Annotated in this window: 13 protein-coding genes and 1 pseudogene; all 14 read left to right on the top strand. The window is 42.5% G+C overall.

Annotation, left to right across the window (positions count from 1 at the left end; translation table 11 throughout):
• The first annotated feature begins 438 nt into the window (after window positions 1-438).
• Window positions 439-2925: a YfhO family protein gene (locus JHD69_RS16310; RefSeq protein WP_199141414.1), complete on the top strand. Its 2487-nt coding sequence runs from the start codon at window positions 439-441 to the stop codon at window positions 2923-2925.
• 352 nt (window positions 2926-3277) lie between these two features.
• Window positions 3278-4129: a UDP-2,3-diacylglucosamine diphosphatase gene (locus tag JHD69_RS16305; RefSeq protein ID WP_199141413.1), complete on the top strand. Its 852-nt coding sequence runs from the start codon at window positions 3278-3280 to the stop codon at window positions 4127-4129.
• 76 nt (window positions 4130-4205) lie between these two features.
• On the top strand, window positions 4206-5195 hold the full coding sequence (locus tag JHD69_RS16300; RefSeq protein WP_199141412.1) for a glycosyltransferase family protein: 990 nt from the start codon (window positions 4206-4208) through the stop codon (window positions 5193-5195).
• Between the two features lie 116 nt (window positions 5196-5311).
• A complete protein-coding gene (locus JHD69_RS16295; RefSeq protein WP_199141411.1) occupies window positions 5312-6292 on the top strand; it encodes a DUF6427 family protein in 981 nt (326 codons plus the stop codon).
• 119 nt (window positions 6293-6411) lie between these two features.
• A complete protein-coding gene (locus tag JHD69_RS16290; RefSeq protein ID WP_199141410.1) occupies window positions 6412-7146 on the top strand; it encodes a type III pantothenate kinase in 735 nt (244 codons plus the stop codon).
• Window positions 7127-8452 (top strand): outer membrane protein transport protein, encoded by a 1326-nt coding sequence (locus JHD69_RS16285; protein ID WP_233165975.1) that lies wholly within the window; start codon window positions 7127-7129, stop codon window positions 8450-8452. Before JHD69_RS16290 ends, JHD69_RS16285 begins: the two co-directional genes overlap by 20 nt.
• Before the next feature lie 51 nt (window positions 8453-8503).
• The gene (locus JHD69_RS16280; RefSeq protein WP_199141409.1) at window positions 8504-9079 is read left to right on the top strand and encodes a hypothetical protein; all 576 of its coding nucleotides are present in this window, start codon (window positions 8504-8506) and stop codon (window positions 9077-9079) included.
• A gap of 217 nt (window positions 9080-9296) precedes the next feature.
• Window positions 9297-11393: a peptidylprolyl isomerase gene (locus JHD69_RS16275; RefSeq protein WP_199141408.1), complete on the top strand. Its 2097-nt coding sequence runs from the start codon at window positions 9297-9299 to the stop codon at window positions 11391-11393.
• A gap of 66 nt (window positions 11394-11459) precedes the next feature.
• A complete protein-coding gene (locus tag JHD69_RS16270) occupies window positions 11460-11975 on the top strand; it encodes a DUF2480 family protein (RefSeq protein ID WP_199141407.1) in 516 nt (171 codons plus the stop codon).
• A gap of 34 nt (window positions 11976-12009) precedes the next feature.
• Window positions 12010-12780: a DUF3108 domain-containing protein gene (locus tag JHD69_RS16265; RefSeq protein WP_199141406.1), complete on the top strand. Its 771-nt coding sequence runs from the start codon at window positions 12010-12012 to the stop codon at window positions 12778-12780.
• 9 nt (window positions 12781-12789) lie between these two features.
• Window positions 12790-13356 (top strand): DUF3109 family protein, encoded by a 567-nt coding sequence (locus tag JHD69_RS16260; RefSeq protein WP_199141405.1) that lies wholly within the window; start codon window positions 12790-12792, stop codon window positions 13354-13356.
• Between the two features lie 19 nt (window positions 13357-13375).
• Window positions 13376-14236: a glucose-1-phosphate thymidylyltransferase RfbA gene (gene rfbA / locus JHD69_RS16255; RefSeq protein ID WP_199141404.1), complete on the top strand. Its 861-nt coding sequence runs from the start codon at window positions 13376-13378 to the stop codon at window positions 14234-14236.
• A 173-nt stretch (window positions 14237-14409) separates the two neighbouring features.
• Window positions 14410-15546: a GDP-mannose 4,6-dehydratase gene (gene gmd, locus JHD69_RS16250; RefSeq protein WP_199141403.1), complete on the top strand. Its 1137-nt coding sequence runs from the start codon at window positions 14410-14412 to the stop codon at window positions 15544-15546.
• Window positions 15547-15620: 74 nt separating this feature from the next.
• Window positions 15621-16859: pseudogene (locus JHD69_RS16245) on the top strand (SLBB domain-containing protein); the annotation flags it as partial.
• Between the last annotated feature and the right edge of the window lie 146 nt (window positions 16860-17005).

Genomic DNA, 17005 nt, shown 5'->3' with positions numbered 1-17005 from the left:
CCCCCCCCCCCCCCCCCCCCCCCCCCCCCCCCCCCCCCCCCCCCCCCCCCCTTTTAGATGTGTATAAGAGACAGGTTGCACATTGGGCAGTCGGCGTCGTAAAGGATGAGGTGGTTAACTAGCGGGTTCATTATTTTGTTTTTAAGTTTCAGAAAAAATTGAAATTAATACTTCGTAAAATGAGCCTATCGGCTCGGTGGTAAATTGTCATTTATTTTGTTCATCAAACTTAGGATAATTTTCTGAACTTTCAAATATTATTGAAATTAATTTTGGTTGAGCTCATCTGGTTGTGTTGGGGGCAACTTAATCGGGGTGTCTTGGAACGAATAGGCGCTTGCAAATGGCGGCCTCATGGCACTTCCCCAAATTTTTCCTTTTTAATCTGCATCAATTTTCTATTTTTGGGCTTAGTTTAATTTTAAATATAAAACCTTAATGAACAATTGGTTTAAACAGAATGGCCTTCATTTGGCCATCATTGCAATTTTTGCGGTTATTTGTTTCGCGTACTTTAGCCCCGTAATGCAGGGGAAAGTTCCTGTGCAGAACGACGTAGTCCAATCGAAAGCGATGCAGAAGGAGATTATGGAGTACAAGGATAAAGATGGCAAAGGACCTCTTTGGACCAACCAAATGTTTGGTGGCATGCCTGCCTACCAAATTTGGGTACAGTATGCCTATAATGGTGCTACCTATGGTATCGCTTTAATTACAAAAACCTTTCCTGATCCAGTAGGTACCGTGCTATTGTTGTTGGTAGGTGCTTATTTCTTGTTCATTACCTTGAAAATAAACCCTTGGCTGGCCGCTGCGGGGGCCATAGCCTTTGCCTTTACCACCTATAATTTTGTGCTTATTGCTGCGGGCCATAGTAATAAAGCATTGGCCATCGGCTTTTTTGCGCCTATCATAGCCAGTATATTGATCACTTTGCGTGGCAAATATTGGTTGGGCGGGAGCTTAACAGCCTTGTTTTTGGCGCTCGAAATCAGGGCCAACCACGTGCAGATGACCTATTACCTGTTCTTGGCCATCCTCATTTTTGTAGGTATCGAAATCTATCAGGCCTATAAAAACAAAACGCTGCCCGCTTTGGGCAAAGCCATTGGCTTTTTAAGCCTTGCAGTGATTTTGGCGGTTATGGTAAACGCGAGTTTATTGTGGACCACCTCAGAATATGCCAAGGAAACCAACCGTGGCAAGTCTAACCTAACCAGCGATGCAACCGAGAAAAATGCGGGTATGTCTAAAAAATATGCCTATAACTGGAGCCAGGGTGTGGGCGAAAGCTTTACCTTCCTCATTCCCGATTTATATGGCGGTGCTTCGAGCATAGACAAGATGATGGAGCCCGAAAGCCATTTCTACAAGGCTTTCGGAGAGAGTTTTTCTCAATATCCTGAGCAGGATCAACGCCAGATTCTATCGTTTTTTGCTCAAAACATGAACCAATACTGGGGCGAAAAGCCAGGCACTTCCGGAGGCTACTATTTTGGTGCCATTGTGTGTTTCTTGTTTGTGTTTGGTTTGTTTATCGTGAAGAGCAGGCTCAAATGGTGGACTTTAGCCGTAACGCTATTGTTTATGCTGCTGTCGTTTGGCCGAAACTTCCCATTCGTATCGGATATCTTCTTTAATTACTTCCCGCTGTATAACAAATTCAGGGCGGTAGAATCTATTTTGGCCGTTGTTGGCCTCATGGTACCTATCCTTGCCTTTTTGGCCATTAAAGAAGCGATGGAATCCAAAATGGATCAGAAGGAATTGATTAAAAAACTGACCTGGTCGGCAGGCATTACTGGGGGCTTTGCTTTAGTTGTGGCTATTTTGCCAACCTTATTCTTTAGCTTTAAAACCCAGGCTCATGATGAACTTGTGGCGCATTTAACCCAAGGCCTGCAGAACAATGCGAGTGTTGCGCACAGACTGGCTTCGGCAGTAGTTGAAGATAGGATTTCCATTGCCCGCGCCGATGCCATTCGTTCTTTCCTATTCATTGTTATTGGTTTTGCCATTGTTTGGGCATTGATTACCAAAAAAATGAACACGCAATTAGCCTGTGGCTTGTTGGCGCTCGCCGTATTGATCGATATGTGGCAGGTTGACCGCCGTTACCTGAACAATAAAAACTTTGAAAACGAAAGTGCGGTAAACAACTACTTCCAGCCACGTGATGTCGATACTTTCATCATGTCTGATAAAGATCCAAACTTTAGGGTGTATGATCAGAGTATAGAAACCTTTCAGAATGCAAGTACTTCAGCTTTCCACAAAACCATTGGGGGCTACCATGCGGCCAAGCTTAAACGTTACGACGAACTCATTGAGCACCAATTTGGAAAAAGTGTGAACCAAGATGTGCTGGATATGCTTAACGCCAAATATTTTATTTTGCAAGATCCGCAAAATGGTTCTTATAAGATGCAGCGCAACAGCACGGCCTTAGGCAACGTATGGATTGTAAAAGGAATCCAGTTTGTAAAAAATGCCGACGAGGAAATGAAAGCCATTAGCAGTTTCGATCCAAAACAAGAAGCTATTGTTGACGAGCAGTATAAAAAACAGATCGACACTACCCGTTTGGGCGCCGATCCAACTGCTTTCATCAAAATGGAGCATTACCATCCAGATCATATCGAATACAGCTATAGCGCACCAAGAGATATTATTGCCGTATTCTCTGAAATCTATTACGACAAAGGATGGAACATGTATGTAGATGGCGTTCAAAAACCATATTTCAGGGCAAACTACGTATTGCGTGCTGCGCAATTGCCTGGAGGCAACCACAAGGTTGAATTCAAGTTCGAGCCAAAATCATACTATACCGGCGAGAAGATTTCTTTGCTTGGTTCTGTCTTGCTATTGGCATTCTTGGGTTTTGGTTTTTATACCGACAACAAAAAGAAGAAAGCGGCTTAATGCCCGATCATTCAAATAGTCTGAAGCCTCTTGCCTAGCAAGGGGCTTTTTTATTGTTTGTTGGTGGCCTTCTTCGCCAATGCCTTCCTGATTTTTCGATTTGTTAACATTTGTTTGAAATAATGTTTTCTTAACATCTTGTTAATCTTTTGCTTGCAATTTTGCATTATAAAACTGTATCAAGATGCCTGAACTGTTTCTGATTGTTTGCCTTCTTGTCATCGTTGCTTTTTTCTTTAGTCCATACGACCTGACTATTGATGAAGAAGAAGATTAGGCTAAGGCCTTTGTCAACAGCTTTGGATGTCGGTTTATATGGGCATCTAGCATTTTATCCCCAAAAAATCAGTCCATGGAAAAGAGAGAAGTAGAAATTGCCGTAATCTCTGATGTGCATTTGGGTACTTATGGTTGCCATGCCAAAGAACTGCTCAAATACCTGAAAAGCATCAAGCCCAAAATGATTATCCTGAATGGCGACATCATCGACATCTGGCAGTTCAGCAAAAGATACTGGCCAGAATCACACATGAAAGTGCTGCGCAAACTGATGAAGTTTATGGTGGAGGGCGTACAGGTTTATTACCTTACCGGCAATCACGACGAAATGCTGCGCAAGTTTGCCGATATGCACATGGGTACTTTCCACTTGCAAAATAAACTCGTGCTCGAGCTCGACGGCAAAAAAGCATGGTTTTTTCATGGCGATATTTTCGACGTAACGATGCAGCATTCTAAATGGCTGGCCAAAATGGGAGCCATTGGTTATGACAGCCTAATCCTGATCAACAGTTTCGTAAACTGGGGCCTTGCCTTGCTTGGTCGACAAAAAATGAGCTTTTCGCAAAAGATAAAGGTTAAGTTTAAGGATGCTGTAAAATTCATCAACAGCTTTGAACAAACCGCTGCCGAGCTGGCCATAGAAAAAGGCTACGAATATGTGGTTTGCGGGCATATTCACCAGCCCGAAATCAGGGAAATCAGTACCGAAGAGGGCAGGGTTAAATACCTGAACAGCGGCGATTGGGTAGAAAGCCTTACCGCCTTGGAATACCACAAAAAAGAATGGAAAATCTTTAAGTTCGAATACAAGGATTTTGAGAAGGACGATGTGGAACAAGGAATCCTGTCTGACGGCGAAGACCTGCACAGCAAATTGGATGTGAATACCTTGTTGCAAAAGATCAAGCTAGAAATTGCCTAAAGCATAAAACCACCATGTTCGCTTCATTTCCATTAAAACTATAAATACTGCCGAAAAATATAGATATTAGGAGCGGATGAAGATACTTTATGCAATTCAGGGTACTGGTAATGGGCACATTAGCAGGGCAAGGGAAATCGTGCCCTTGTTGCAGCAGCACGGAGATTTAGACATCTTGGTTTCGGGTACGCAAGCCGACGTCAAACTGAGCCAGGAAGTCAAATACCAATTGCATGGCTTCAGTTTTGTTTTTGGGAAAAAGGGTGGAGTAGACCACTATAAAACCTGGAAAAACATGAATTTGCCACGTTTTAGCAAAGACATGCGCAAAGTGCCGCTAGCCGATTACAACCTGATTATCAACGATTTTGAACCGGTTACCGCCTGGGCCTGTAAAATGCAAAAGCTAGAGAGCGTTTCGCTGAGCCACCAGGCTTCATTTAAATCGAGAAAAGTGCCGCGTCCCAAAACCATTGATTGGGGCAAGCTCATCTTAAGCCATTATGCGCCCACCACCCATCATATCGGCTTTCATTTTGAGCGTTATGACGATTTTATCTACACACCGGTGATCAGGAGCGAAATCAGGAACCTGCAGGCCACCAATTTGGGCCACTATACCGTTTACTTGCCCGCCATTGACGATAAGCACCTGGTTAAACTCCTGCAACAGATCCCGAATGTAAGATGGGAGGTTTTTTCAAAACATACCAAACTCAGCTATGCCGAAGGAAACGTGTTTGTAGAGCCGATCAATAACGAGCGTTTTAACAAAAGTATGGCCAGTTGCGAGGGTGTCTTTACCGGAGGTGGCTTTGAGGGCCCGGCCGAAGCCCTTTTCTTGGGCAAAAAACTGTTGGTGGCCCCCATGAAATTCCAGTACGAACAGCAATGCAATGCCTATGCCTTAAAAAAATTGGGTTTGCCGGTAATTTGGGGCAGCAACAAAAACTGGTTGCCCATGTTAAAGCAGTTTGTAGCGCAGCCACAGGAACACCAATTTAACTTTCCCGATGAAACAGCGGCTATTATTGACCAAGTGGTGAAGAAATATACCAGAGTGTAGTCGTAAATAGTCCATATTTTTCGGCTATAACCTCTTCACCACCGGCCATGGTGTATTAAGCACTAACCACAAGAAGATTTCACGAAATTTTCTTTACTTTGTCCTTATTAACAGGCATGATCAATCAGTTTCGGAGCTTAAGCCCATTCAATCTTTTATTGCTGGCCGCATACACCATTTTTATGCGTTTGGCTATTTTCATTCATTTGCCAGATCCCCTGAGTTTCGAGTTTTTGGAACCTTATGCCAAGTTGCTGATCCAAATTCCGATTGCCGATTCGTTCTCGCCGGCCATTAATATCGTTTTGGCCATGGTCGTCACTTTTGTTCAGGCCTTGCTTTTTAACCGCATCATCAACAACCACGGCCTGTTGGCCAAACCGAGCTATCTGCCCGCACTCCTGTATGTAACAGGTTCTAGCCTGTTTTTGCAGTTTTTGATTTTGAGTCCGCCGCTCATTTGCAACTTCCTGCTCATTTGGATCATGGACAAGTTCTTGAAGATTGGCAAAACCACCAATGCCATGATGACCATGTTCGATATCGGCATGATCATCGCTTTGGGTACGCTCATCTATTTCCCCTTCATCGTACTCTTGCTTATGTTGTGGCTCAGCCTTTTGCTGTATCGCTCGTTCAACTGGCGCGAATGGATTGCGGGCATTATCGGCTTCCTCACCATCTTTTTCTTCATCGCCGTTTTTTATTATTGGAATGATAAAATCAGCCAGTTTTACCAGATCTGGAAGCCCTTGATCAATAAATTCCCTTCGGCCCTGCAAATCAATTATAACGACTATCTAGTCTTGATCCCCATTGGTGTAATCATCATTTTGGCCGCCCTGCAGCTGCGCGAGAATTTTTTCAGAAGCTTTATCAGCACACGCAAGGCTTTTCAGATGCTGTTCTTCATGTTTGTAATCGTCATCATCAGCTTTTATACCAAGCCCGATTTCAGGGTTTACCATTTTTTGCTGTGCGTACCACCGGGTGCGGTGTTGCTGGCCTACTATTTTTCAAATGCCAAAAAACGCTGGTTCTACGAAAGCTTGTTCGCCATTTTGGTGTGCAGCATTCAGTATTTTTTGTTTGTTTAACCTTTTTTAACAATTTGAGACCTTGAAACTTGCCAAAGATTGATAGCTTTGTGCCATGAAATTTGGAGTAGTAGCTTTTCTGGTTCAAATTGCGGACAAATCTTTCCAGGCTTGAGCTTATGCATAATCTGGTTATTGATATTGGAAATACAAATAGTAAGCTTGCGGTTTTCGACCATCAGACCATGGTTCATTTCCAAAGGCTAAAAGAACTGGACGAAATTAGCCTGCAAAGCCTAATCGAAACCTACCAGGTAAAAAATGCCACTGTTTCTAGCGTAAGCAGAGATGTAACAGCACTAGGCAACTTTTTGAGCCGGTCTGTTCGCTATATCCCATTTACCACCGCAATCAACACCGGCATTAAAAACCACTACCAAACGCAGCCCACGCTAGGATTAGACCGGTGGGCAAAGGTAATTGCGGCAAAAGGCCTATATGCTGGCGCCAATTGTTTGATGATCGACATGGGAACTTGCATTACCTACGATGTGCTGACCGCCAACAGCGAATATTTTGGAGGAAGCATCAGTTTAGGCATCAACATGCGGTTTAAGGCGCTGAACCATTATACCGGTAGGCTGCCGCTGATCAGCTGGGATAAGGAAGAATCCATCCCGGAAGGCACAGATACCGCCAATGCCATCAAAAGCGGCGTTTTGTTGGGCGTGCTGAACGAAGTGGAAGGATTTATAGCTTCAGAAAACAAGAAATACAACGACCTGAGGGTCATAATAACAGGTGGCGATGCCGATTTTTTGAGTAAACAATTAAAAAATAGCATCTTTGCACCCCAAATAACAAACGAACCCTATTTGGTTCTAAAAGGATTGAATGAAGTTTTTATACACTAATATGTACCAAAAATTAAGATATACATTTGTAGTTTGCCTTTTGCTGACAGGTGTAATTGCAAATGCACAAATTACCCTGCAATCTCCATATTCTAAATTCGGAGTAGGAAACATCAAAGGTTCGTTGCTGCCCCAGCTTAGGGCAATGGGTGGCGTTTCTACCGCGGTAAACAAAGTTAATTTTTTCAATAACATTAACATGCAGAACCCGGCCTCATATGCATCGATCAATCTAACAACCTTAGATATCGGAATGGCCGCAGGCTTTACCGAATTGAGCAACAGCACGCAAAAAGAGAATAGTTTCAACTCAACGCTGAGCCATGTGGCGCTTGCTTTTCCGGTAACGACAAAATCGGCATTGAGTTTTGGCATCATGCCTTATTCGGAGCTGGGCTACAACTTTATCAATTCTACAAAAGTGGGTACCACTACCGACAATACCAAAAACGTGGATTACAGGTATACCGGCGAAGGTGGCTTAACCAAAGCTTATTTGGGCTATGGTATACAGTTTGGCGATCATTTTAGGATTGGCGCCAATGCCGAATATTTGTTTGGTGACCTTTTGGAAAACCGTTCTACAGAATATGTAAACGAACCGGGCGCCATCAATTCGCGTTTACAGGCTAAAAACAGCGTAGGCGGCATTGGTTTTTCTTATGGTGCACAGTATGATATTAGCCTAGATAGCAAAACCACGATCATGTTGGGCTATTCAGGGTCCTCATCGTCTAAAATCAATTCGAAAAGAAGCCAGGTCGTTACGCAATATTATAACGATTCGCAAGGCAATGAACAAACGGCAATCGATACCTTGGTGTTTGTAGAAAATGCGCCAACAAATCTTAAAATGCCTTTGATACACAACTTTGGTATCAGCATCCAAAAGAACAATAAATGGTTGTTTGGTGCCGACTACCGCATAGGCAAATGGTCTAACTTAACCATCGACAAGGTAAACCAAGGCTTGCAAGATACTTATGGCTTTTCTGTTGGAGGCCAGATTACACCAGATATTACCGCAATCAACGGCTATTTTAAAAGGGTTGATTACCGTTTTGGCTTCCAATACGATAAAACCTACATCCAAATGGCCGGACAAGACATTAAGCAAATGGCCGTTACGGTAGGCTTAGGCTTGCCTTTATCGTCGTTTGGCCGAACCCTTTATAAAATGAACTTCAGTGCCGAGCTGGGCAAAAGAGGAACCATTAGCAATGGCCTGCTTCAAGAAAAATACATCAATTTTCACTTGGGCTTTACACTTAACGATAAGTGGTTCAGCAGATTTAGGTTCGACTAAGACAGACTTTGTAGCGTAAATTTTCGTTACAGATGAAAAAAATGTACACTGATGAGAAAGTCGGGTAACCCATTTGGCCTATTGTTGCTTTTGGTGGTGCTGAGCAGCGTCATGCTGGCTTGCAACGACGATGACCTGAAGAATGCCACCGCAATCTCGGCCAAGAAGATTACCTTGAGCAAAGACCGTTCTTATGGCGTAGAAATTATCTATAGCGATTCGGCCAAAGTAAAAGCAAAAGGTTTTGCCCCCATTCTCGACCAAGTTACTCCATCGCAAGGGCCAAAGTACAATGAAATGCCTAAGGGTATAAAAATCAACTTTTTCGACGATTACCTCAAAAGCACAGGCTCTATCACTTCTGACTATGCCATCAACAAGGAAGGCGAAAAAATCACCATTTTTAGGAAACACGTGGTGGTGATCAACGATCAGATTACTTTTACCACCGAAGAACTGACCTGGGACGAAAACAAGCGGATGTATTTTTCGCCTTTTGGTACGGTTACCACTAAAGATGGCAATGTAGTTACAGGAACACAGTTTTCGGCTCCCCAGGATTTTAGTACCTATAACATTAAAGATGCCGCTGCCGAAGGCTATCTTAAGGATAAAATAGTCCCTTAAATAAATATAGGTTAGCTGACTATCTGCTTAATTCAAGGCAAAGATCAACTAAAACCATCATGATTTGCCGAGGTGTATAGCAGAAACGGACAAAAAATCAGGATGGCTTTATCACCACTGAAAATCAATAGCTAAACAGATGAAAATTATATTTTCTAATTAGTTGCAAATTTGTATCTTGCGCCCTCTTAAAAAAAATTGATAAAATAAGAATAATATGGGATTAATGACTTTCATGCGTACCAAGATGGGGTATTTTCTAGTAGGAGGTATCGCAGTGGTATTAGCGTTATTTGTATTAGAGCCTTTGTTGCAGCATACTTCGTCTCTTTGGGGAGCTTCTAGAACTTCGGTTGGCTCTATAGACGGCGAGGAGATTAAATATGAAGAATTTAATCCTAAGGTAGAGCAAAGCATTTCACAGTTTAAGCAGCAATATGGTGGCAGCATCAACCCGCAAATGCAGGCCATGGCTGTTGATCAGGCATGGCAGGGCGAAATTGCCAATGTGTTGTTAACTAAAGAATATACACGTTTGGGCCTAATCGTTTCAGGCGATGAGCTTTTTGACCTTTTGCAAGGCAAAAATCCAAGCCCACTGATTAAACAGTATTTCTCAAACCCGCAAACAGGCGAGCTTGACCGTAATGCCGTAATTACTTCGTTAAAAGCACAACAAAAAGACCCTAAGCTTAAGCAACAATGGGATATGCTACAGGCCGAAATCGAGAAACAGGCTTTGCAACAAAAATATGCCAACCTAGTTCGCAATTCGGTATACGTAACTTCATTAGAAGCCAACGACGAATACATCAACCGCAACAAGCTGGTTAACTTCAAATATGTAAACCTGGATTACAGCACCGTTTTGGACAAAGACGTAAAAATTACAGATGCTGATTATCAAGCTTACTACGATGCCAACAAAAAACGTTTTGACAATCCTGTTGAGACCCGTTCTTTCGAATATGTTTCTTTCAGCATTAAGCCAACTGCAACCGATTCGGCAGCAGTTAAAGCACAAGTAGAGAAATTGGCTGCCGATTTCAAGGTTACGCCTAACGATTCGTTGTTTGCCATCAACAATTCTGACGTAAAAGTTCCTTATGCTTATATTGCTAAAGGAAAATTGGATCCGGCTGTAGATTCGGTAATTTTCAATTATCCTGCAGGAAGTTTCTACGGTCCTAAATTTTCAGGCAATTCCTATAAACTGATCAAGGTGATTAGCACCCGTTTCTCTCCTGATTCGGTAAAAGCAAGCCATATCTTAATCGATCCGAGCAAAGTAGGTGGCGAAGCCAATGCGCTTAAAATGGCCGATTCATTAAAAGCTGTGGTACAAAAAGGCGGAAGCTTTGCCGAATTGGCCAAAAAATATAGTGTAGACGGTTCTAAAGATAAAGGTGGCGATTTGGGTACCTTCGGTCGCAATGCCATGGTAGCACCATTTGAAGAGGCTGCATTTGGCGGAAAAACCGGCGACTTGAAAGTAGTAAAAACCCAATTCGGTGTTCACTTGATCAAGATCGAAAAGCAAATCGGTTCTTCTAAAGAGGCTAAATTGGCCTATATCGAGAAAACATTGGCCCCAAGTGCCAAAACCCGGGATATTGCCTATAAAAAAGCGTCTAACTTCTTAAACGAGGTTAAAGGCGATAACTTCAGTGCCTTGGCTCAAAAACAAGGTTATACCGTAGGCGTAGCTGATAAGGTAGTTTCTTCTCAAGGTTTTGCGCCTGGTTTGGATAATCCTCGTCAGTTGATCAGAGATGCCTACGATGCCAAAAAAGGCGATGTACTTGGTCAGGTTTACACCATGGACAATGGCTTTGTAGTCGCCCATTTAACAGATATTAAACCTAAAGGCCAATTGAGCTTGGAAGATGTAAAAAAACAAATCCAGCCTATGGTCATGAATGCCGTTAAAGCAAAAATGTTGACTGAGCAGGCTAACAAAGCCTTGGCAGGTGCTTCAAACATTGATCAAGTAGCCCAAAAACTAGGCAAAACTGCTACTCCAGTACAAAACATGGTGTTTGCAAACCCGATCATTCCAGGTTTGGCCCAAGAAAACAAGGTAGTTGGTACTATTTTCGGTTCGGCTGTAAACAAGTTGTCTAAACCAGTTGATGGCGAGAAAGGCGTGTATGTGTTTACCGTAGAAGGTTTCACCGCTCCTGCACCATTGGGCAACACCTTTAAGCAAAAAGAAACGATGTTGCTTGGTTTAGGCCAACGCTCTTTAGGCGCTGCTTTCCAGGCATTACAAGAAAAAAGCGATATAAAAGACAATAGGGTGAAATTCTATTAAGCCGAATTGCGTAATTTTACAACCGTCCCCACTTTAGTCGGGACGGTTTTTTATTTTATGGAGGTTATGGATATTCAGGAAAACATCGTTAATAAAGTGGCTTCAAGTGGTTTGCTAACCCTAAATCTGGAAGAATATTTCCACAAAGGAGAACGCTTGGTGTATGATATTAAAGACAATCTGTTTCATGGGCTGATCCTCAAAGAGCAGGATTTTAGGGCCTTTATCAAGGAACACGACTGGTCGCAGTATCAGGATAAAAACGTAGCAATTATTTGCAGCGCCGATGCCATTGTGCCGACTTGGGCCTATATGTTACTGGCCAATAAAATGCAACCATACGCCAACGAAGTAGTGTTTGGCAACCTTGATGTGCTTGAAGCCGTGCTTTATAGCAAGGCATTGGCCAAAATAGACCTTAATGCCTTTGCCGGACAGCGCGTGGTGATCAAAGGTTGCGCCGACTTGGAAGTGCCTGTGGCTGCCTATGTGGAAATTACGGCATTGCTAACGCCGGTGGCCAAAAGCATTATGTTTGGTGAACCTTGCTCAACAGTGCCGATTTATAAGCGTAAGGACTAATTTTTTTGGATTGCTTTTTGTTTGTTCACCAAATATGACAAGACTAATAATAGGAATAGCTGTAACATTATTTGGCGTACAGGCTTTGGCACAAGAGCTGCCACTTAAGAAAGAGCCCATCTTTCAAGAGGGAGAGGTATTAAGTTATAAGCTGAAGTATGGGTTTTTAACCGCTGCCGAAGCTACTATTAAAGTATTGGGTACCGATGTCAAATTCGACAATAAACCTACCTATAGGCTGTCGGTCGATGCGCAGACTTCGGGCACTTTCGATATTTTTTACAAGATCAGGGACCATTACGATTCCTATATCGACAAAACCGACCTTACCCCTTATTTCTATCAAGAAAATATCAGGGAGGCCAGCTATCGGAGGCAAGACAAGGCAAGGTTTCACCAGGACGACAAGAAAGTGGTGGCTAATAGAGGTACTTTTGCTACGCCAACCACGCAAACATTCGATTTGGTTTCGGCCTATTATTTTGCCCGTAGCTTGGATATTTCGAAACTGAAAATCGGCGAGAAGTTCAAGCTCAACTATTTTCTGGGCGACGAAATCAGTGCGCTAGAAATAGAATATGTGGGCAAGGAAAACGTAAAAAGTAAACTAGGCAATATCCGTTGCCTCAAGTTCAGCCCCTCCATTAAGCCCGGGCGTGTTTTTAGAAAAGATAGTAAATTATACCTTTGGATAACCGATGATGGCAACAGGGTGCCTGTAAAGGCGCAGGTAGAGATTTTGGTAGGTTCGGTAACACTAGAAATCAAATCGGCCGAAGGCCTGAAATATCCAATAGGAAGTTAGCTCAAACAGATGATTGAAGTACAAAATGCCTTGGTGCATGAAGATGTGGTTAGCGAAAGCTTTGTGTGTAATTTGAATAAATGCAAAGGCATTTGTTGTGTAGAAGGAGATTCGGGAGCCCCGCTAGAAGTGGCAGAGACCGCAATCCTGCAGGAAATCTATCCTAAAATCAAGCACTTGTTGGCGCCAAAAGGCATTGAAGCCATCGAGGCCCAAGGTACCTATGTTGTAGATTTAGATGGCGACTTGACCACCACTTGCGTAGATGGCAATAAAGAATGCGCCTACGTAACTTTCGAAAACGGCATTACCAAATGTGCCATCGAAAAGGCTTACGAACAAGGTTTGGTTGATTGGAAAAAGCCAATCTCTTGCCACCTTTATCCGATCCGGATTACCAAATATCCAGAATTTGATGTGTTGCATTACGATAGATGGCACATTTGCAGCGATGCTTGTACCTTTGGCCGCGAACTCAAAGTACCGGTTTACCAGTTCCTTAAAGAACCATTGATCAGAAAATATGGTGCCAAATGGTACGCCGAATTGGAAAATAGCGTAACTTCAAAAGATTAATCCATACCAAATAAAACCAATGAAGGGAATAATTTTAGCAGGAGGAAGCGGTACGAGGCTGCATCCCTTAACATTAGCCATGAGCAAACAGATGATGCCGGTTTATGATAAACCCATGATCTATTATCCGTTGTCTATCTTAATGTTAGCTGGAATTAAAGAGGTATTGATTATTTCTACGCCACATGATTTGCCAAATTTTGAAAAACTATTGGGTGATGGTGCAAGTTTAGGGTGCAGCTTTAGCTATGCTGTACAACACGAGCCCAACGGTTTGGCACAAGCCTTTGTAATTGGCGAAGAATTTATTGGTACGGATAAAGTAGCGCTTATTCTAGGAGACAACATCTTCCATGGCGACGGAATGGCTAAGTTGCTACAAGCTTCCGCAGACCCCGATGGCGGTGTGGTGTTCGCTTATCAGGTTTCTGATCCGGAGCGATACGGCGTAGTAGAATTTGATAAGGAAAATAAGGTCATCTCTATAGAAGAAAAGCCAAAAGAGCCCAAATCAGATTATGCAGTGCCAGGACTTTATTTTTATGATAATTCTGTAGTAGAGATTGCCAAAAATATCCAGCCATCGGCCAGGGGCGAATACGAAATTACCGATGTTAATAAAGAATACCTCAAAAGAGGCAAATTAAAAGTAGGCATTTTGAGCAGGGGAACCGCTTGGCTAGATACAGGCACTTTTACCTCTTTAATGCAGGCTGGCCAGTTTGTACAGATCATCGAAGAACGCCAGGGCCTGAAAATAGGTTGCATAGAAGAAATAGCCTACAGAATGAACTTCATTAATGCCGATCAACTCAGACAAATTGCGACGCCATTAGTAAAGAGCGGCTATGGTGAATATCTGTTAAAAATACTCAAGTAAATAAAATAGGCCAACAAGGGCAATTCAGTCCGATATGCATGTTTAAACATTGATTTACAAGTTTATGGATGGGTTTCCAGTCTATTTAAAAACCATCTAAATGTAAATGTTCTGTAATAAAAGGCAGAAAATATTTGTTATGTTTGCAAGCTTAAAGTGTTTATTTCTATTATATGAAAGTTGCCTTAATTACGGGGGTTACAGGACAAGATGGAGCTTATTTAGCAGAATTCTTGCTTAAAAAAGGTTATTTTGTACATGGTATTAAAAGACGCTCATCTCTATTTAATACAGACCGTATAGACCATCTTTACCAAGATCAGCACGAAAACAATGTACGCTTCAAATTGCATTATGGCGATTTGACAGACTCTACCAACCTTATCCGAATTATTCAGGAAACACAACCCGACGAAATCTATAACCTGGCAGCCATGAGTCATGTACAGGTAAGTTTCGAAATGCCGGAATATACAGCCAATGCTGATGGTATTGGCACTTTACGTTTATTAGAGGCGGTTAGGATACTTGGCTTGACCAAGAAAACCAAAATATACCAGGCCTCAACTTCTGAGCTCTATGGTTTGGTACAAGCCGTTCCACAGAGCGAAACCACGCCGTTTTATCCGCGTTCGCCTTATGCTGTAGCCAAAATATATGGCTACTGGATTACCGTAAATTACCGTGAAGCTTATGGAATGTTTGCCTGCAACGGTATTTTATTTAATCATGAAAGTCCGTTAAGAGGCGAAACCTTTGTTACGCGCAAAATTACCCGTGCCGCTTGCAAAATAGCTTTGGGCCTTCAGAACTGTTTATACTTGGGCAATCTTTCTGCACAGCGCGACTGGGGCCACGCTAAAGATTATATCGAGGCGATGTGGCTGATTTTGCAGCAGGAGCAACCAGAAGACTTTGTAATTGCTACAGGAATTACCACAACTGTCCGTGATTTTGTAAAAATGAGCTTCTCAGAGTTGGGGATTGAAATCGAGTTTTCGGGAAAAGACGAGCACGAAAAAGGTGTAATTATCGATATAGATGAAGAGAAGGTTGAAAAATTGGGTTTAAATTTAAATAACTTGAAACTTGGCACGACGGTTGTGCGTGTGGACCCGAAATATTTTAGACCAACAGAAGTCGATTTGTTATTGGGCGACCCCACCAAATCGAAAACAAAACTAGGTTGGAGACCAAAATACGATTTGCCTGCTTTGGTAAGCGATATGATGATTTCCGATCTGCACTTAATGAAGAAAGACGAATTCTTGAAAGATGGAGGCTTTACAACCTTAAACTATTTCGAGTAAGTTTGAGTTAAAATCCGGCATAAACCAATAATAAATAACGTATAAAATATACGCATATTCAGATTTAAGTAGCAATGAAGCAAAAACTAATTTTATTCATATCATTTATATTATTCTCTCTCGTATTTAGTATTTCTCTGCGCGCTCAGAGTAGCTATGTTGATATAAAAGTCGATCAGCTGTCTGATGCCCAAATTCTGCAAATGATCAAGCAGGCAGAATCGATTGGTTATACGGAAGCACAACTAGAGCAAATGGCAGCGGCCAAAGGAATGAAGGAAGAAGAAATCCAGAAGTTGCGTCTTCGTGTAAATAAATTGCGCAACCAGGGCTCTACCGCTCAAATTGATACTAAATCTGTAAGTACTAGGCGAGAATTTAATGAAACGACAGCTGGTGGAGCGATTACAAATGAGAAGAAAGAAAAAGATGAAGAGGTTGTTTCTAAAATATTTGGGGCTGAACTCTTTACAAATGGCAACATCACATTCGAGCCAAATCTTCGGTTGGCAACACCTAAGGGCTATATTATAGGCCCTGAGGATAAGTTGATCATTGATTTGACCGGAGATAATGAAGTGAGCTATAATCCTGAAGTTAGCCCAGAGGGAATAATAAGTATTCAATATGTTGGCCGCATTTCGGTTGGCGGTCTTACCATCGAACAAGCAACCTCTAAGATTCGCGCAGCGATGTCTAAAACTTATAAGGCTTTAAATAATGGACGTACTTTATTAGCGGTAAATCTTGGTAATATTAGAAGTATTAAAGTAATTATTACGGGCAATGTGGTCAAGGCAGGAACTTTTACTTTATCTTCTCTATCAACCGTATATAATGCCTTAAATGCTTGCGGAGGACCTTCGGCAAATGGCTCTTTTCGTAATATTCAGATTATAAGAAACAATCGGGTAATTAAGACAATAGACGTCTACAGTTTTATACTGAAAGGAATTCAGCAAGATAATATTCGTTTAGAAGACCAGGATGTTATTCACGTTCCAGTTTATGAAAAGAGGGTTGAGATGTCTGGAGAAGTAAAACAAGCCGCTTTATTTGAACTGATGAAAGGCGAAACATTGCAGGATGTTATTAATTTTGCGGGGGGCTTCACAACTCAGGCCTATACAGCTAAAATCAAGTCTTTCCAGAATACGGATAAAGAAAGAAAAATTGTAGATATTCCGGCATCAGATTTTGCTAGCTACTTCCCTAAAAATGGAGATAAGTACGTGGTTGAAGCAATTCTGGATCGTTTTGCTAATCGTGTAGAGATATCAGGAGCGGTATTCCGTCCTGGTACATACTGTCTCTTATACACATCTGACGCTGCCGACGAACCACGACATGTGGAGTGATGGGGGGGGGGGGGGTGGGTGAAGAAGTGGGGGGGGGGGGGGGGGGGGGGGGGGGGGGGGGGGGGGGGGGGGGGGGGGGGGGGGGGGGGGGGGGGGGGGGG

The organism is Pedobacter sp. ASV12 (assembly GCF_016429155.1).
Classification (GTDB): Bacteria; Bacteroidota; Bacteroidia; order Sphingobacteriales; family Sphingobacteriaceae; genus Pedobacter.
Note: the sequence above shows the minus strand (reverse complement) of the source record. Positions and strands in the feature narration are given on the sequence as shown.